The 16,565-nt window shown below is 71.4% G+C and carries 17 protein-coding genes and 4 tRNA genes; 13 read left to right on the forward strand and 8 right to left on the reverse strand.

The genetic code is table 11. The annotated features are described in order from the left end of the window. Positions 1-505: 505 nt before the first annotated feature. Positions 506-994 (reverse strand): YajQ family cyclic di-GMP-binding protein, encoded by a 489-nt coding sequence (locus tag ABZT14_RS16560; RefSeq protein ID WP_356302583.1) that lies wholly within the window; start codon positions 992-994, stop codon positions 506-508. 189 nt (positions 995-1,183) lie between these two features. Between ABZT14_RS16560 and ABZT14_RS16565 the strand changes: the two genes are divergently transcribed. After that, positions 1,184-1,265 (forward strand) — tRNA-Tyr (locus ABZT14_RS16565). 283 nt (positions 1,266-1,548) lie between these two features. Here the strand turns inward: ABZT14_RS16565 and ABZT14_RS16570 are convergent. Then, positions 1,549-1,677, reverse strand: a complete 129-nt coding sequence (locus tag ABZT14_RS16570; RefSeq protein ID WP_356303119.1) for a DUF397 domain-containing protein — start codon at positions 1,675-1,677, stop codon at positions 1,549-1,551. An 811-nt stretch (positions 1,678-2,488) separates the two neighbouring features. Between ABZT14_RS16570 and ABZT14_RS16575 the strand changes: the two genes are divergently transcribed. Continuing rightward, positions 2,489-3,493: a DUF3048 domain-containing protein gene (locus tag ABZT14_RS16575; RefSeq protein ID WP_356302585.1), complete on the forward strand. Its 1,005-nt coding sequence runs from the start codon at positions 2,489-2,491 to the stop codon at positions 3,491-3,493. An 85-nt stretch (positions 3,494-3,578) separates the two neighbouring features. Here ABZT14_RS16575 and ABZT14_RS16580 read toward each other — a convergent pair whose 3' ends face one another. From ABZT14_RS16580 to ABZT14_RS16590, 3 genes are all read right to left on the reverse strand, one after another. After that, positions 3,579-3,974 carry a hypothetical protein gene (locus ABZT14_RS16580; protein ID WP_356302588.1) on the reverse strand — a complete coding sequence of 132 codons (396 nt, stop codon included), beginning with the start codon at positions 3,972-3,974 and terminating at the stop codon, positions 3,579-3,581. A gap of 629 nt (positions 3,975-4,603) precedes the next feature. Then, complete coding sequence (locus ABZT14_RS16585; RefSeq protein WP_356302591.1) at positions 4,604-5,263, reverse strand: NAD(P)H-binding protein; 660 nt, start codon at positions 5,261-5,263, stop codon at positions 4,604-4,606. Positions 5,264-5,312: 49 nt separating this feature from the next. Next, positions 5,313-6,590 (reverse strand): hydrolase, encoded by a 1,278-nt coding sequence (locus tag ABZT14_RS16590; RefSeq protein ID WP_356302594.1) that lies wholly within the window; start codon positions 6,588-6,590, stop codon positions 5,313-5,315. 277 nt (positions 6,591-6,867) lie between these two features. On the opposite strand from ABZT14_RS16590, the gene ABZT14_RS16595 reads away from it, so the two are divergent. The 6 genes from ABZT14_RS16595 (at position 6,868) to ABZT14_RS16620 (ending at position 9,466) form a co-directional block, all read left to right on the forward strand. Beyond that, positions 6,868-6,940, forward strand: a tRNA-Thr gene (locus tag ABZT14_RS16595). A 48-nt stretch (positions 6,941-6,988) separates the two neighbouring features. Continuing rightward, positions 6,989-7,061: transfer RNA gene (locus ABZT14_RS16600), tRNA-Met, on the forward strand. A gap of 117 nt (positions 7,062-7,178) precedes the next feature. Further along, complete coding sequence (gene rpmG / locus ABZT14_RS16605; protein WP_356302596.1) at positions 7,179-7,343, forward strand: 50S ribosomal protein L33; 165 nt, start codon at positions 7,179-7,181, stop codon at positions 7,341-7,343. A 125-nt stretch (positions 7,344-7,468) separates the two neighbouring features. After that, a complete protein-coding gene (locus ABZT14_RS16610) occupies positions 7,469-7,924 on the forward strand; it encodes a MaoC family dehydratase N-terminal domain-containing protein (protein WP_356302599.1) in 456 nt (151 codons plus the stop codon). Further along, positions 7,921-8,388 (forward strand): MaoC family dehydratase, encoded by a 468-nt coding sequence (locus tag ABZT14_RS16615; protein WP_356302602.1) that lies wholly within the window; start codon positions 7,921-7,923, stop codon positions 8,386-8,388. Before ABZT14_RS16610 ends, ABZT14_RS16615 begins: the two co-directional genes overlap by 4 nt. A 22-nt stretch (positions 8,389-8,410) precedes the next feature. Next, the gene (locus ABZT14_RS16620; RefSeq protein WP_356302605.1) at positions 8,411-9,466 is read left to right on the forward strand and encodes a UDP-N-acetylmuramate dehydrogenase; all 1,056 of its coding nucleotides are present in this window, start codon (positions 8,411-8,413) and stop codon (positions 9,464-9,466) included. Between the two features lie 53 nt (positions 9,467-9,519). Here the strand turns inward: ABZT14_RS16620 and ABZT14_RS16625 are convergent, their stop codons facing one another. Further along, positions 9,520-10,155 (reverse strand): NAD(P)-binding oxidoreductase, encoded by a 636-nt coding sequence (locus ABZT14_RS16625; protein ID WP_356302608.1) that lies wholly within the window; start codon positions 10,153-10,155, stop codon positions 9,520-9,522. A gap of 75 nt (positions 10,156-10,230) precedes the next feature. On the opposite strand from ABZT14_RS16625, the gene ABZT14_RS16630 reads away from it, so the two are divergent. After that, positions 10,231-10,890 (forward strand): TetR/AcrR family transcriptional regulator, encoded by a 660-nt coding sequence (locus ABZT14_RS16630; protein ID WP_356302611.1) that lies wholly within the window; start codon positions 10,231-10,233, stop codon positions 10,888-10,890. Here the strand turns inward: ABZT14_RS16630 and ABZT14_RS16635 are convergent. Together ABZT14_RS16635 and ABZT14_RS16640 are read right to left on the reverse strand one after the other, a co-directional pair. Then, complete coding sequence (locus ABZT14_RS16635; RefSeq protein WP_356302614.1) at positions 10,874-11,947, reverse strand: adenosine deaminase; 1,074 nt, start codon at positions 11,945-11,947, stop codon at positions 10,874-10,876. The two genes, ABZT14_RS16630 and ABZT14_RS16635, sit on opposite strands and share 17 nt — an antisense overlap. Positions 11,948-12,084: 137 nt before the next feature. Then, positions 12,085-13,320, reverse strand: coding sequence for a pyridoxal phosphate-dependent aminotransferase (locus ABZT14_RS16640; RefSeq protein ID WP_356302617.1), 1,236 nt, complete (start codon positions 13,318-13,320; stop codon positions 12,085-12,087). Between the two features lie 231 nt (positions 13,321-13,551). Here ABZT14_RS16640 and ABZT14_RS16645 point away from each other — a divergent pair. From ABZT14_RS16645 to rplK, 4 genes are all read left to right on the forward strand, one after another. Continuing rightward, positions 13,552-13,624 (forward strand) — tRNA-Trp (locus tag ABZT14_RS16645). A gap of 103 nt (positions 13,625-13,727) precedes the next feature. Beyond that, complete coding sequence (gene secE, locus ABZT14_RS16650; RefSeq protein ID WP_356302620.1) at positions 13,728-14,009, forward strand: preprotein translocase subunit SecE; 282 nt, start codon at positions 13,728-13,730, stop codon at positions 14,007-14,009. 80 nt (positions 14,010-14,089) lie between these two features. Next, positions 14,090-14,971, forward strand: coding sequence for a transcription termination/antitermination protein NusG (gene nusG, locus ABZT14_RS16655; protein ID WP_356302623.1), 882 nt, complete (start codon positions 14,090-14,092; stop codon positions 14,969-14,971). 1,115 nt (positions 14,972-16,086) lie between these two features. Then, positions 16,087-16,521 (forward strand): 50S ribosomal protein L11, encoded by a 435-nt coding sequence (rplK, locus tag ABZT14_RS16660; RefSeq protein ID WP_356302626.1) that lies wholly within the window; start codon positions 16,087-16,089, stop codon positions 16,519-16,521. Positions 16,522-16,565 lie beyond the last annotated feature (44 nt).

Consider the following 16,565-nt stretch of genomic DNA (forward strand, 5'->3'; position numbering starts at 1 on the left):
CGGCACCCGTGACGGTCCGACGGAAACCCCAACACCGCGCCACCCGAGGGGAGTTGGCCGCCCACCCGCCCTCCCGACGGCCACGCCCCCGGGCCCCGACCGACCGGGAGTTGTGTATCGCGATGAGTGAAACGGCCCAGGGTGCCCCGTATTTGCTCACTTCCCAGCATGGACAGGCCACCAGTCACCGGGGGAGGGTCAGGGGGCCGCACACTGGTCCCGGTGAGCAGACGCCTTCGCCCCTGGTCAGGGCGTACGGCCGACCCGGCCGACCAGACGTCGGCGCCGGTGGCCTCCCCTCCGGGCCACCGGCGCCGACCGGCGCGCGATCACAGCGCGCTGAGTAGGTGAGTAAACCCTGCCGGCGAGTGCGAGGAAATGCCCACTTCCGGCTATGGACAACCGACACCCGGTTTCCCCCGACACCCTCGACACGGCCCCGCCCCGGCACGGCCACCGGCCCCAGTCGGCCGGCAGCCGGACGTACCGGCCAACCACCCCTGCTTCAGCGGTAGTTGACGAACTGTACGGCGATGTCCAGGTCCTGCCCCTTGACCAGCGAGATGACGTCCTGAAGCGCGTCCCGGCTCTTGGAACTCACCCGCAGCTCCTCACCCTGGACCTGCGCCTTGACCCCCTTGGGGCCCTCGTCGCGGATCAGCTTGGCGATCTTCTTCGCGTCCTCCTGGGAGATGCCCTCCTTGATGGAGCAGAACAGCTTGTACTCCTTGCCGGACGCCTGCGGCTCCCCGGCGTCCAGGGCCTTCAGCGAGATACCGCGCTTGACCAGCTTGCCCTGGAAGATGTCCAGCACGGCCTTGGCGCGCTCCTCGGCGTTGGCCCGGATCTCGATCCGCTCGCCCGACCAGGAGATCGAGGCGTCCACGCCCCGGAAGTCGTAGCGGGTCGAGATCTCCTTGGCGGCCTGGTTGAGGGCGTTGTCGACCTCCTGCCGCTCGACCTTCGAGACGATGTCGAAACTGGAGTCGGCCATGGTGAGTGAGCTCCTCGGTGTGTGAGATCGATCAGAGAGTCGGCCCGCCGAGCAGGGCGCGCCTGGCTCGCAAGCCTAGCCATCCCCACCGACCGCCGAGGGCCCCAAACCGGGTGGCGGACCACCCCCGACGATCGGGTATGGTTTACGTCGTCGCCACGGGGCCCAACCCCCCGGTGACAGATCCGAGGCGGTGTGCCCGAGCGGCCAAAGGGAGCAGACTGTAAATCTGCCGGCTCAGCCTTCCTAGGTTCGAATCCTAGCGCCGCCACAGGAGCAAAGAACGGCCCGTGACCAGCAACCAGCTCTGGTCCGGGCCGTTCTCGCGTTCCGCTCGCCGCCTGGTCGTTCTCCCCGCTTCACCGTCTCCGGTGCTCCACGGCGAGTACGACTCCCCGGCACCCTTTCCCCGGCCGTCCCCGGGCGGTCCACCACTCTCCGTACGCCCAGTTCGGTGCCCACCCCGACGCCCCCAACGGCCAGTCGCACAGCCGGAGTTGGGCCGTTGCCCCGGCGTGTGTGGGGAGCGCCAAGTCCTGTCGGAGGACAGCCCGTCAGGCGGTGGGGGAGGCGTCCTTGGAGTCGCGTACCTGGACCCCGTGGGGGTACAGCCGGGCTTCCACGCAGGCTTCTATCTGTTCGTCACTGTGGCTGCTCTTGGTCCGGTTCGATGAGAGGGCCAGCGGGGCGGAAGCTGGCCGCTACAACTGCCGGCTCGGCCTTACGGGTTCGGACCCCAGCGGCCCCCCGGCGCGGGGAGCCCCGCACGGGGAGCGGTCGACGACCAACCTCGTGGCCCCGCCCCACCGTTGCCCCTTCCGGCACCCTTGCCCCTTCCAGCACCGCCCTTCCAGGAGCCGGAAAGGGCGGGCCCCCGAGGCTCGCCGCGCGGGAGGTGGGGAACCGTCCCCGGTAGGAGAGGCTCGGGGTTCCGGCTCTCCTCGGCTGACCCCTCCTCCACCGGGCGCCTGGCGAGCCGCACACCTACGCACCCACCCCAACCCGGCCCCGCACCCACGCCACCCCGGTCGCCCAGCCCCGCACCCACCCCAGCCCGGCCCCGCACCCACCCCACCCCGGTCACCCAGTCCCGCACCGACCCAGCCCGGCCCCGCACCGACCCCAGTCCAGCACCCACCCACCCCCAGCCACCCCAGCAAGGTGAGGTCGGACATGGGTGACGGCGGCCGGGCGGTACGCCGAGGTCGTACGGGGAGTACCGCGCTGGTGGCGGAGGGTGCGAGGAGGTGGGCGGGGGTGAGGGGAAACACAGGAGCGGAGGTCAGGGCGGTGTTCTCGGGCTCGTGGGTGGGGGCCGGCGACCGACCGTGGTGGGGCGGGCGCGGGGTGCTGTGGAGGGGTCACTGCGGGTGGAGGTCGGACGTACCGAGGGTCTTCGGTAACTCGTGAGGGCTGCTCATGGGGGTTGACGGGTGCTCTCCGGGCGGGTGTGGTAGCCCTTTCGTCGAAGCCCCCAGCGACGTGAGGCAGTCCATGTTTGGTAATCACACCTCCCCCACAGACGAGACCGCGAACTCCGGCAAGGGCCCGAGCAGGCGAGGCGTGCTCGCCGCGGCGGCGGCCGGTGTGCTCACGGTCGGTGTGGCCGTGAAGTCCAGCGCCCTCGAAGGGCCCAAGCCCCCCGGCACCAAGGCCAAGGAGGAGACCTCGCCGTTCACCGGTCTCCCGGCCGAGCCGGGTCCGGTGATGGTGGTGAAGATCGACAACCACAAGGACGCGCGCCCCCACACCGGCCTGGAGATCGCCGACATCGTGGTGGTCGAGCAGGTCGAGGGTGGCCTGGGCCGGTTGATCGGTGTCTTCGCGAGCAAGATGCCGGAGACGCTCGGCCCGGTACGCAGCGCCCGGGAGTACAACGTCGAGCAGCTGCGGATGTTCGACGCTCCGGTCCTGGCGTACTCCGGTGCCAAGGAGAGCGTCGTGGAGCTGATCGACAAGTCGCCGATCTTCGGGCTCTCCAACGACAACTTCCCCAGCGCGTTCCGGCGTGAGGAGTCCCGTCCGGCGCCGCACAACCTGTACGTCGACCCGCAGAAGATCCTCGCCGAGGCGCCGGAGGCGTCCGTCAGCAAGGACATCGGGCTGGCCTTCGGTGACCGTCCCGAGGGCGGCAAGGCGACCGAGCAGTTCAGCGTGAAGTACCCGGCGTTCGAGGCCTCCTTCGAGTGGTCGGCCGAGGAGGAGCGCTGGTTGGCGTCCTTCGACGGTGAGCCGGCGATGAACACCGACGGCAAGCAGCTGGGCGGCACCACGGTGGTGGTCCAGAAGGTCGACATGCCGCACAACACCCCCGACGACCCGACCCCGTACATCAAGACGGTCGGCAAGGGCGAGGCCACCGTGCTGCGGAACGGCGAGGCGTTCACCACCACCTGGGAGCGCAAGTCCGAGACGGACGGTACGACCTACACCCTGGAGAACGGGGAGAAGATGCCCTTCGACCCGGGCCAGACCTGGCTGGTGTACGAGGAGCGCTGAGTCCTCGACCCCACGGGTACGGGCTGACCCGGTGCCCGCGACGACGGCGTACGGCCACCGCACTCGCGCGGTGGCCGTACGCCGTTCAGCGCTCGGCGTCGCGGGCGACCCTCAGGGCCCACCAGACCAGGGGCGCCTGGAGCGGCAGCCGGCCGTAGGCGGCGGCCCGGAGCGGGGCCGAGCGGTCGCGCCAGTCGCGGGCCATCCTGACGTTGGCGGGGAAGACGGCGACGAACAGGCCGGCGGCGGCGTAGCCACCGAGCCGGCGGGTCGCGGGGTGGGCGACGGCGGCGGCCAGACCGAGTTCGGCGGCACCGCTGAGGTACGTCCAGGTGCGGGGGCTGCCCGGCAGGGACCGGGGCACGATCTGGTCGAACAGGCGGGGTACGGCGGCGTGGGCCACGCCGGCACCAGCGAGGAGTCCGGCCAGGGCGTGGGCGGTACGGGGCGAGTGGGGGAGTCGGGGGAACCGTGAGGGCAAGGTTCTCTCCTCCTGTGGTGATCGGTTGCCGGCGGAGTCCGGTGTGATCCGGCGAGGGGGGGGCCGACCCAGAACTTACCCGAGGGTAAACAAGAGGGAGCCCGTACGGCGGTCCCACGGGAGTACCGGACCGTCTGTCCGGGGGAACCCCACGCCCGTACACCGAGGTCACCGTCAGGGCGCGGACCCGCCCACCTCCTCGCCGCCCGTACCCACACCGGGCCCGATGAGGCCAGGTCAGAGCGGGGAACCGCCCGTGCCACGGCTCGGAGGCCGGGACCCGGAGTGTCCGTTCACCAGCCCGCGAGGAACCCCCTCCTTCGCTGGGAGCGGGGCCCCCAGTGGGGGACCTCGTGTCCGGCTCCCGGTCAAAGGGCACCTCTGGGTGCTGGGCAGGTGTTCAACCGCCCTGTCCTGGTGGGGGGTTGATCCACGGGGGTGCCTCGTTCCGGTGCACTGGCCCCAGCGGGGGATCCCGTGTCCCGCTCCCAGCGAAGGGCACCTCTGGGTGCTGGGCAGGTGTTCAACCGCCTTGTCCTGGTGGGGGGTTGACCCACGACCGGCTCGCGTGCCGTTCCCCGGGGCCGCGCGACCAGGCACGCGCACCCCGGGGGCGGCACGGGCGCGCCCTACTCCGCCAGGGCGGCCACCGCCTCACCGACGGGGGCGTCTCCCTCGACCAGTTCCAGGGTGAGTCCGGTGGTACGGGGCTCGTCCAGCAGGGCCAGCAGTACCCCGGCCACGTCGTCCCGGGTGACCTCGCCGCGCCCGGTGCTCTCGGCCAGGTGTACCCGGCCGGTACCGGGGTGGTCGGTCAGCCGGCCCGGCCGCAGGATCGTCCAGTCCAGCGCGCCCCGGGCCCGTAGGTCCTCGTCGGCCGCCCGCTTGGCCCGCAGGTAGTCGGCGAACACCGGGTCGGTGCCCGGCTCCGGCTCCTGGTCCACCCGCATCGCGGACACCTGCACCAGCCGCCGTACACCGGCCAGTTGGGCCGCGTCGGCGAACAGGGCGGCGGCCCCACGGTCGACGGTGTCCTTGCGGGCCGAGCCGCTTCCGGGGCCCGCGCCCGCGGCGAACACCGCCGCGTCCGCTCCCCGCAGGTGGTGGGCGACCTCCTCGGCCGAGGCCGACTCCAGGTCGACCACCCGGGGGTCGGCGCCCACGTTCCGCAGGTCCTCGGCCTGCGCGGGGTCGCGGATCAGCCCCGACGCCTCGTCGCCCCGTTCGGCGAGCAACCGCTCCAGCCGCAGGGCGATCTGTCCATGTCCTCCAGCGATGACTACGCGCATGTGCCCGACCGTACGCCGAGGGGGCGCCGCCCGCCGTGTGGGTGGGCCGTCAGCGTTGCGACTGCCGGGGCAGTTCCATGTCGTCGGCCTCGGCGCTGTCGCAGTACTCCCGTACCGCGCTGGTGCGGGACACCACCCGCCCCTGGTGCAGCACCACTCTGCTGTACGCCAGGGACAGCGCCCCGGCCACGGTGGTGCCGCGTACGGCCAGCAACTCGGCGGGGAACCCCGCCTCCAGACGTACCGCCGGCAGACCGAGGGCGGCCCGGGCGTGGGCGCTGACCGCCTGGTAGGCCTCGGGCGGCCGGGCCTGGCCGAGCGAACCGAGCAGGTAGGCGGCCTCCAGCGGGTCACCGCGTCCCACCGGGTTCGCCAGGTCCCGCAGTGCGCCACTGCCGGCCGCCACCCGTACCCCGGCCGAGCGCAGCAGCCGTACCGGGGCGGTCGAGACGGGGGCGGGGAGGGCCGAACTCCCCTTCACCGTCTGGCAGTCACCCTGGGGCAGGGCCACCACGGTGACCCCGGCGGCGGCCAGTTGGTCGGCGGCCCGGGTGGCCGCCGGCGGGGGCAGCTCGGACAGTCCGCCCAGCGGGCCGAGGGTCACCTTGGGGCGCAGGCCCCCGACGGCGGCGGCCAGTCGGGCCAGCCGGGCCGGGTCGCGGCCCTGGGTGTGCAGGTCCACCGCGCAGCCGTGTTCGGCCGCGACGTCCAGCACCGCGTCCACGTAGCCGCCCGGGTCGGGGTCCAGGTCGGGGCAGCCGCCCACCGCGGTGGCGCCCATCTTCACCGCGTCCCGCAGCATCGCCAGCCCGTCCGCTCCGGCCAGCCCGGTCAGCAGGCGGGGCATCGCCACCGTGGTGAGGTCCACCAGTCCGCGCAGGGCGCGCCGGGACTGCAACACCGCCTCCAGGGTGCCGAGTCCGGCCACGTCGCCGATCCGTACGTGACTGCGCAGGGCGGTGGCGCCGTGGCCCAGTTGCAGCAGGGCGGCCTCGGTGGCCCGGCGCTGCACCTCGTGCGGTTCGGTGGACGGGGGGCCCGGGGAGTCGGCGGTCAGGGCGGTGTCGTGGTGGGCGTGGGGTTCGGCGGGGGCGGGCAGCAGCAGGAACCCGGACAGGTCCAGGCGGGGGCAGCCCTGGGGGGTGGCGGACAGGCTCCCCTCGGTGCCCACCGCCTCGATGCGGCCGTCGCCGAGTCGTACGTCCACGGTGCGGCCGTCGGCCAGCCGGGCACCGCACAGCAGCAGCGGGGGAACTCGGGAGGAGGAGGCGGGAGCGCTGTCGCGTTCAGGTCCACCCCCTCGGGGTGGCTGGCTGTCGGACGGCATCGGGCTCCCGCGTTCGCGTGCTGGTTCTGGCCGAAGGCGGCACGAGTGTGGGCATGAGGTTAGGCGGCCGGGGAGGGCGCTGCGAGCAGGACCGCAATAGTCGTACCGGCGTCGCCGCGCTGGTGGGGGGTGCTCGCGCCACCCCTCACCACCAGGCGCGGGTGGTGGTCGTGGGAGGCGATCTCGGGCCGGTGGCGGGGGCGTTGGGGGGCGTGGGTGGTGGCGGTCTTTATGGATTTCACGTTCCACGGCGAAGCGTGTAATGTCTTCACCGCTCGCCCCAATAGCTCAGTCGGCAGAGCGTCTCCATGGTAAGGAGAAGGTCAACGGTTCGATTCCGTTTTGGGGCTCTGATGTGAGAGGTCTCCCGCCCCCCGGGGTGGGGGCCGCCGCATCGCGGCGGTGTAGCTCAGTCGGTAGAGCAAGCGGCTCATAATCGCTGTGTCACCGGTTCAAGTCCGGTCACCGCTACTGTCAGTAGCCGATTGTGGGGTCGGTCCTCCGGTCGGCTACTCTTTTCTGCGTTTTCGTCCGCCCTTTCTCTCCCGGATGGTGCCGGGTAGGGAAACATCGTCAAGGAGCACTCACGTGGCTGCCACCGACGTCCGCCCGAAGATCACCCTGGCCTGCGTGGAGTGCAAGGAGCGGAACTACATCACCAACAAGAACCGGCGTAACAACCCGGACCGTATGGAGATGAAGAAGCACTGCCCGCGCTGCAACGCTCACACCGCGCACCGCGAGACTCGCTGACTCTCTTTTCGCTGAGGCCGTTCCCCGTGAGGGAACGGCCTTCGCGTATGTCGTCCGGCACGTGACCTCGGCGGTCCACCGGGCGACCGGTACCGCCGCCGAGCACCGCAGGAGATGCTGGACCCATGCCACTTGACCAGTCGTTCGTGGGGCGGAGCTACCCCTCCCCGCGCCCCTACGAGGTGGGGCGGGAAACGGTGCAGGCCTTCGCCGAGGCGATCGGCGACACCAACCCGGTCTACTACGACCCCGAGGCCGCCCGAGCCCTGGGGCACCCCGCCATCCCGGCACCCCCGACCTTCGCGTTCGCCTTCACCTACCAGGCGGCGATACGCATAGTGCAGGACCCCGAACTGGGCCTGGACTACGACCGGGTGGTGCACCGCGAACAGTCGTTCAGCTACTCCCGCCCGGTACGGGTGGGGGACGTGCTGGACATCACCTCGGTGGTCAAGGAGATCAAGTCGCTGGCCGGGAACGAGGTGGTGAACGTCGCCGCCGAGGTCACCGACGCCGAGGGCGAGCATGTGGTGACCGTACAGACCAAGCTGGTCGCCCGGGCCGTGGAAGAGGGGGAGTGAGCGCCGTGACCGCCGAGAACGCACAGCCCGAGGGCACCCCGCCGCGCTACGAGGACGTCGAGGTCGGCACCGAACTGCCGGTGCGCAGCTACCCCGTGGACCGCGCCACCCTGGTCCGGTACGCCGGCGCCTCGGGGGACTTCAACCCCATCCACTGGAACGAGCGGTTCGCCCGCGAGGTGGGCCTGCCCAACGTGATCGCCCACGGCATGTTCACCATGGCCGAGGCCGCTCGCGCGGTCACCGACTGGACCGGTGACCCCGGGTCGGTGCTGGACTACCAGGCGCGGTTCACCAAGCCCGTGGTGGTGCCGGACGACGAGAAGGGCACCGTTGTCGAGGTCGTCGGCAAGGTCGCGGCCAAGCTGGACGACGAGCGGCGCACGGTCCGGGTCGACCTGACGGTCAGCTGCGAGGGACAGCGGGTGCTGTCCGCCTCGCGTGCGGTCGTCCGGCTCGCCTGAGACACCCCCGTACGCTGGTGCCGTGCAGCAACTCAACGACGCCCCGCTCGCTCCCCTGACCACCTTCCGCCTGGGCGGTCCGGCCCGACGGCTGCTGACCGCCACCACCGACGCCGAGGTGGTCCAGGCGGTCGCCGAGGCCGACTCCTCCGGCACCCCGCTGCTGCTGGTCGGCGGGGGCAGCAACCTGGTGATCGCCGACGAGGGCTTCCCCGGTACGGCGCTGCGTATCGCCACCCGGGGCCTGGAGTGGAACGGCACCGCCCTGGAGGTCGCGGCCGGCGAGGTGTGGTCGGACGTGGTGGCCCGCACCGTGGAGGCGGGGCTGGCCGGGGTGGAGTGCCTGGCCGGTATCCCGGGGTCGACCGGGGCCACCCCGGTGCAGAACGTCGGGGCCTACGGCCAGGAGGTCTCCACCACCCTGACCGAGGTGGACGCCTACGACCGCCGGGCCGGCCAGACGGTCACCCTCTCCGGCGCGGAGTGCGGCTTCTCCTACCGCCACAGCCGCTTCAAGGCCGACCCCGAGCGCTTCGTGGTGCTGCGGGTACGGTTCCGACTCGCCGACCTGGACGGCCAGTCGGCCCCCCTGCGGTACGCCGAGACCGCCCGCGCCCTGGGCGTGGAGGTCGGCCAGCGGGTACCCCTGGAGCGGGCCCGGGAGACGGTGCTGAAACTGCGCGCCGGCAAGGGCATGGTGCTGGACGCCGAGGACCACGACACCTGGTCGGCCGGCTCCTTCTTCACCAACCCCATCCTGGACGAGGGTGAGTTCGCCGCGTTCCGGGAACGGGTCACCGAACGCCTCGGCCCCGAGGTCGCCCCACCCGCCTTCGACGCCGGCGAGGGCCGGGTGAAGACCTCGGCGGCCTGGCTGATCGACCGGGCGGGGTTCACCAAGGGCTACGGCCAGGGGCCGGCCCGTATCTCCACCAAGCACACCCTGGCGCTCACCAACCGGGGGCGGGCCACCACCGCCGACCTGCTGGAACTGGCCCGCGAGGTGCGGGACGGGGTACGGGAGGTCTTCGGGGTGACCCTGGTCAACGAGCCGGTCACGGTGGGCTGTTCGCTGTAGGGGAGCCCGTTCCGGCCGGCCGGGGAGGGTGGGTCCCGTGGCGAGGGCCCGGTTCAGCTGGCGACGCCCACCACCCGGCGGTACGTCGCCGGGTCGTCCACCAGCCCCAGGACGGCGTGGGCCACGTCCGCGCGGGGCACCGTGCGGCCACGGGGCACGGCGCCGCCGATCCGTAGCCGGTAGTCGCCGGTCAGCGGTCGGTCGGTGAGCCGGGGCGGGTGGACCAGTGTCCAGTCGGTGTCACTGGCCCGTACCGCGCGCTCCATCAGCCGCAGGTCGGCGTAGACGTCCCGGAAGACCCAGCTCACCAGGGGCCAGACCACGAACCGGCCCAGCGGTCCCTCCCCCTCGGGAGGTGGCCCGACCGGGGGAGCGCTGACCGCCACGTAACGGCGCACCCCCTCCGCCGACAGGGCGCCCAGCACGGCCGGGGCGGCGCGGGAGGCGATCCCGGCGGCCTTGTTGCCGGGGGCGCCGAGCGCCGACAGCACCGCGTCCCGGCCGGCGAACACCGGGCGCAGCGCCTCGGGTTCGGTGACCTCGGCGGTGACCTTCTCCAGCCGCTCGTGGTGGACCGGCAGCCGGTCGGGGTTCCGTACCACCGCGGTGACCTGGTGTCCGGCGTCCAGTGCCTGTCGGACCAGTTGCTGTCCGGTGCCGCCGGTGGCCCCGAGGACGGTGTAGCGCATGGGGGTTCCTCTGTCGGTGGGGACGGGGTGACGAACGAGGGTGGGTGAGTGCTCACTCACCCCTAGGGTGAAGGAATGCCCACACCGGAGTCAACGCGTCCCACCCGTGAACGCATCATCGACGCCGCCGCCCACCTGCTACGCACCGTCGGCCTGGCCCGCACCACCACCAAGCGGATCGCCGAACGCGCCGGCTGCTCCGAAGCCGCCCTCTACAAGCACTACCGGAGCAAGGAGGAGATCTACGTCCGGGTCCTGCGCGACCGGCTGCCCCGCCTCATCCCCCTGCTCGACGAACTCGCCGAGGACCCCGGAGAGGCCGGGGTGCGGGACAACCTCGTACGCGTCGCCGAACACGCCCTCGACTTCTACGCCGAGAGCGTGCCCATCACCGCGTCCCTGTTCGCCGAACCCGCCCTGCGCAGGCGGCACTTCGAGGGCGTACGCGAACTCGGCCAGGGCCCCCACGTCCCCCTGCTGGCGCTCTCCCGCTACCTGCGGGCCGAACGCGACCGGGGCGCCCTGCGTCCCGACGCCGACACCGATGCCGCCGCCGCCCTGCTGCTGGGCGCCTGCTCCCAGCGCGCCTTCGTCTACGCGGACGCGGAAGAAGGCGAGGGCGCCGAGAGCGAGGGCACCGAAGGCACCCGGGAAGGGGAGGGGGTCACGCCACCGGAGTCGGACCAGCGGTTCGCGGCGGCACTGGTCGACACCCTGGTCAGCGGACTGCTCTGAGGTCCCGGGCGTCCGAGCCCAGGTCCGGGGAACCCTGTTCCGCCGGCTCCGCCAGCCAGTCGTCGATCTCCGCCAGCAACGCCTGCCGCACCTCGGGCGGTGCCACCGAGCCGCGCACCGACTGCCGGGCCAGCTCGGCCAGTTCCTCGTCGTCGAACCCGTGGTACTCCCGGGCGATCTCGTACTGCGCCGCCAGCCGGGAACCGAACAGCAGGGGGTCGTCCGCCCCCAGGGCCATCGACACCCCCGCGTCCCACAGCCGCCGCAACGGTACGTCCTCGGGCTTCTCGTACACCCCCAGCGCCACGTTGGACGCCGGGCACACCTCGCAGGTCACCCCGCGCTCCGCCAGCTGACGCAGCAGCCGCTCGTCCTCCACCGCCCGCACCCCGTGGCCCACCCGTCGGGCGGCCAGGTCGTCCAGGCAGTCCCACACGCTCGACGCCCCCGACAGCTCACCGCCGTGCGGGGCGGCCAGCAGGCCGCCGTTCCGGGCGATGGTGAAGGCGCGGTCGAAGTCCCGGGCGAAACCCCGCCGTTCGTCGTTGGACAGGCCGAAGCCGACCACCCCCCGGTCCCGGTACCGCACCGCCAGCCGCGCCAGGGTCCTGGCGTCCAGCGGGTGCTTCATCCGGTTCGCCGCCACCAGCACCCGGATGTGCAGACCGGTGTCCCTGGACGCGGTGTCCACCGCGTCCAGGATGACCTCCAGCGCCGGGATCAGACCGCCCAGCCGGGGGGCGTACGAGGTGGGGTCGACCTGGATCTCCAGCCACCGCCCCCCGTCCCGCAGGTCCTCCTCGGCGGCCTCCCGCACCAGTCGCTGGATGTCCTCCGGCTCCCGCAGGCAGGAACGCGCCGCGTCGTACAGCCGTTGGAAACGGAACCACCCGCGCTCGTCGGTGGCCCTCAGCTTGGGCGGCTGACCGGCGCTGAGCGCGTCCGGCAGCCTGACCCCGTACTTGTCGGCCAGGTCCAGCAGCGTGGACGGGCGCATGGAACCGGTGAAGTGCAGGTGCAGATGTGCCTTGGGAAGTCGACGGATATCACGGGCCATCCAAGGATCCTGCCGCACACGGCCCGGTGAACGGTAGTTGGGGCCGGGTACACCCCCCGGTCGAGGGGCTCGTAGAACACGAAACGGGCCCCGGACGTCCGCCGTGCGAACATCCGGGGCCCGTGACGGTCGAGGGATCAGGCCGCCTCGCTGAGCAGCTTCTGGATCCGGGAGACGCCCTCCACCAGGTCCTCGTCACCGAGCGCGTAGGACAGCCGCAGGTAACCGGGGGTGCCGAAGGCCTCACCCGGCACCACGGCCACCTCCACCTCCTCCAGGATCACTTCGGCCAGCTCCACCGAGGAGGCCGGACGCCGACCCCGGATCTCCTTGCCCAGCAGCCCCTTCACGGAGGGGTACGCGTAGAACGCGCCCTCCGGCTCCGGGCAGACCACGCCGTCGATCTCGTTCAGCATCCGCACGATGGTGCGCCGCCTGCGGTCGAAGGCCTCCCGCATGGTGGCCACCGCCTCCAGGTCACCGGACACGGCGGCCAGCGCCGCCGCCTGGGAGACGTTGCTGACGTTGGAGGTGGCGTGCGACTGGAGGTTGGTGGCCGCCTTCACCACGTCCCGGGGGCCGATCACCCAGCCCACCCGCCAGCCGGTCATGGCGTACGTCTTGGCCACCCCGTTCACCACCACGCAACGGTCGGCCAGTTCGGGCACCACCACCGGCAGCGAGTGGAACTCGGCCGAGCCGTACACCAGGTGCTCGTAGATCTCGTCGGTCAGCACCCACAGCCCGTGGTCCCGCGCCCACTCGCCGATCCGCTGGACCTGCTCCCGGGAGTAGACGGCCCCGGTCGGGTTGGAGGGGGAGACGAACAGCAGCACCTTGGTCCGCTCGGTGCGGGCCGCCTCCAACTGCTCCACGCTCACCCGGTAGCCGGTGGACTCGTCGGCCACCACGTCCACCGGTACGCCGCCGGCCAGCCGGATCGACTCCGGGTAGGTGGTCCAGTACGGGGCCGGCACGATGACCTCGTCGCCCGGGTCCAGGATCGCGGCGAACGCCTCGTAGATCGCCTGCTTGCCGCCGTTGGTGACCAGCACCTGGGAGGGGTCGACCTCGTACCCGGAGTCGCGCAGCGTCTTGGCCGCGATGGCGGACTTGAGTTCGGGCAGCCCACCGGCCGGCGTGTAGCGGTGGTTCTTCGGCTCGCGGCAGGCGGCCACGGCCGCGTCCACGATGTAGTCGGGCGTCGGGAAGTCGGGCTCACCCGCGCCGAAGCCGATCACCGGACGGCCGGCCGCCTTCAGTGCCTTGGCCTTGGCGTCCACGGCCAGGGTCGCGGACTCGGAGATCGAACCGACCCGCGCGGAGACCCGGCGTTCGGAGGGTGACTGAACTGGTGGAGTTGCAGCGGTCATACAGGCATGTTCGCAGACCCCCAACGCGGAGGGCACAGCGGTTTCACCACCTGAGAGCCCGCCGGGAACCCCGCAGGGGCCACCCCACAGCGGTACGGAGAAGATCGATGGGAGGGGTTCGTGTTCGACGCGTTGCCCCTGAGCACGTACACTCAACGCTCGTTGGCCCTCGCCGACTTCTCACAGCGCCCTCCGGGTGTCGCTCGGGATGCGGTAGGTTGAGGTCCGCAAAGGGTCGTAGCTCAATTGGTAGAGCACTGGTCTCCAAAACCAGCGGTTGGGGGTTCAAGTCCCTCCGGCCCTGCTACACACATCTGCTGGGTGTGTGCTTGTGTACGTACTGAAATGCACCGCCGTGCGGCCGGGCCCGTCGCCGCAGGGCCACGACCCGGATCAGGTGAGGACGAGTGACGGAGATCACGGACTCCATCGAGGTCCCCGAGCCGGAACCGTCGTCGGAGGACAAGAAGCCCCGTCGCGGCGGTAAGCGCGGCAAGAAGGGCCCCTTCGGCAGACTGGCGCTGTTCTACCGCCAGATCGTCGCCGAACTGCGCAAGGTCGTCTGGCCCTCGCGCAACCAGCTGACCACTTACACCAGCGTCGTGATCGTCTTTGTGGTCATCATGATCGCCCTGGTGACGGTGCTGGACTACGGGTTCACCGAAGCCATGAAGTTCATTTTCGGCTGAGCCACGCCACAGAACGCGGAGCCGCGTCCCGCGGCTTTTCCGCGTGTTCGACCCCATGAAGTCAGGAAGAAGCAGCCACCGTGTCTGACCCGAACGTGAACGACGCCGTCGAGCCCGCCGAGGGCGATGACACCGCGCTCGACATCGTCGAGGCCGCGGACGGCGCCGACCAGGCCGAAGCTGCCGACGCCGCCGCTGGCGTACCGGCCGAGGAGGCCGCGCTGCACGTCGAGGGTGACGGCCCGGACGCCCAGGTCGCCGAGACCGCCGAGGACGCGGCGGCCCTGGGACGGGAGACCGACGCCGGGGCCGAGGGGGACGCGGAGGTCGCGGAGCCGGCCGAACCCGTCGACCCGGTGGCCGCCCTGCGGGAGGAACTCCGGCTGCTGCCCGGTGAGTGGTACGTCATCCACACCTACGCCGGCTACGAGAACCGGGTGAAGACCAACCTGGAACAGCGGGCCGTCTCCCTGAACGTCGAGGACTACATCTTCCAGGCCGAGGTGCCCCAGGAGGAGGTCGTCCAGATCAAGAACGGCGACCGCCGCACCGTCCGGCAGAACAAGCTCCCCGGCTACGTGCTGGTCCGCATGGACCTCACCAACGAGTCCTGGGGCGTCGTCCGCAACACCCCCGGCGTGACCGGCTTCGTGGGCAACGCCTACGACCCGTACCCGCTGACCCTGGACGAGATCGTCAAGATGCTCGCCCCGGAGGCGGAGGAGAAGGCCGCCAAGGCCGCCGCCGAGGAGGAGGGCCGCCCGTCCTCCCGCAAGGTCGAGGTCCAGGTGCTGGACTTCGAGGTCGGCGACTCCGTCACCGTCACCGACGGCCCCTTCGCCACCCTCCAGGCCACCATCAACGAGATCAACGCCGACTCCAAGAAGGTCAAGGGCCTGGTGGAGATCTTCGGCCGGGAGACCCCGGTCGAGCTGAGCTTCGACCAGATCCAGAAGAACTGATCTTCGCGAACGCCGAAAAGCGCCCCTGACCCGCTGGTTTCCAGCAGGACGGGGGCGCTTTCGCGTGGGGTACGAGGTGCCCCTCAGCCTGTAGCGAGGGGGCAGGGGGCTGTTCCTCCGCTTGTGCCGGTGGGCCGATGGGCCGGTGGGGACACCACGCGGGCGTCTGCTGGGCGGGAACGTCGACCAGCCGTGCAGCCTCCGCCAGCCTTGCCCCGGGCAACGCGATGACCCGCGAGTACCGACCCCCCGCTGCGGGAACGCCGCTCCCACGGCCGCCTGCACAGCCCCCAGCAGGGGCTTTACCTTGGTGTCAGGGATGTCATCGACCCCAGTGGGATCGCGACGCTCCCAGCACGGTGGTCCAGGTGACGAGGCGCCCTCTCCGTGTGGCATGGCCACAGCAGCAGCGCAGCAGGGCGGCACCCGCCGCGAAACCGCCGCGGTCGCAGGAGGCCCCGAACCGCATCGTGGACCTTGGCGAACGGGGCTGAGGGGCTGTGGTCGTGCGAGGTCAGCCCACGTTGACCAACGTCGTGCGATCACCACATCGAGGTAGCCGAACGCCCGGGTGGACCGGCCACCGGGGCAGGCGCCAGGTTGCCGTCTTCAGCCCGGGGAGAACTGATGGAGGGCCTCGATACTCAGCACGGTCGTGTCCCCGGTTCCGGGGACCAACTGCCCTGTACGCGGGGCCTGTTGGCGCCCGGGGCGCCTGCTCCCGGGTGGGTGAGCCGTGGGGACGGCTGCTGACTGATCGGGAGTCGCCGGTTGTCCCGGTTGCCCTCTCGGCGGGGGCGGGTTCAGCCCGTAGCGGCGTTCCGTTGGCCGTCGCGGTCACGTACGCCCCGTTCCGTATCAAGGGCTGTGTTCACCCGCTGGCCGAGGGGTGCCCGTTCGCTCGTCTGCGGCAGTCGGGGGCGGTTGACCGCCGCATCCCGTACCGGCCGTGGGCGGCTCCCGGTTCGGGGGAGTGGAGCGGTCGAGAGCTGATCGCCCTGGCCGTGACCAGCCGGTTTCCGGCCCTGGAGGGGGACGGGCTATCGTGGGGCGGTATGCCTCCATCCGTGTGCGATGGATCGGCTCACCACTCTCGTTCAAGACCCGGAGAGAGAATGCCTCCCAAGAAGAAGAAGGTCACGGGGCTGATCAAGCTCCAGATCCAGGCCGGCGCCGCCAACCCGGCTCCGCCGGTCGGCCCCGCGCTGGGTCAGCACGGCGTCAACATCATGGAGTTCTGCAAGGCCTACAACGCCGCGACCGAGTCGCAGCGTGGCATGGTCGTGCCGGTGGAGATCACGGTCTTCGAGGACCGCTCCTTCACCTTCATCACCAAGACGCCTCCGGCCGCGAAGATGATTCTCAAGGCCGCCGGCATTGAGAAGGGCTCCGGCGAACCGCACGTCAACAAGGTCGCCAAGATCACCCGCGACCAGGTGCGCGAGATCGCCAACACCAAGATGCCCGACCTCAACGCCAACGACCTGGACGCGGCCGAGAAGATCATCGCCGGCACCGCCCGTTCCATGGGCGTCACCGTCGAGGGCTGACCCGTCCCACCGTGGCAGGGCCAGGCGCTGGCCCGGTGACCACG

The organism is Streptomyces sp. NPDC005438, from assembly GCF_040606315.1.
Taxonomy (GTDB): domain Bacteria; phylum Actinomycetota; class Actinomycetes; order Streptomycetales; family Streptomycetaceae; genus Streptomyces.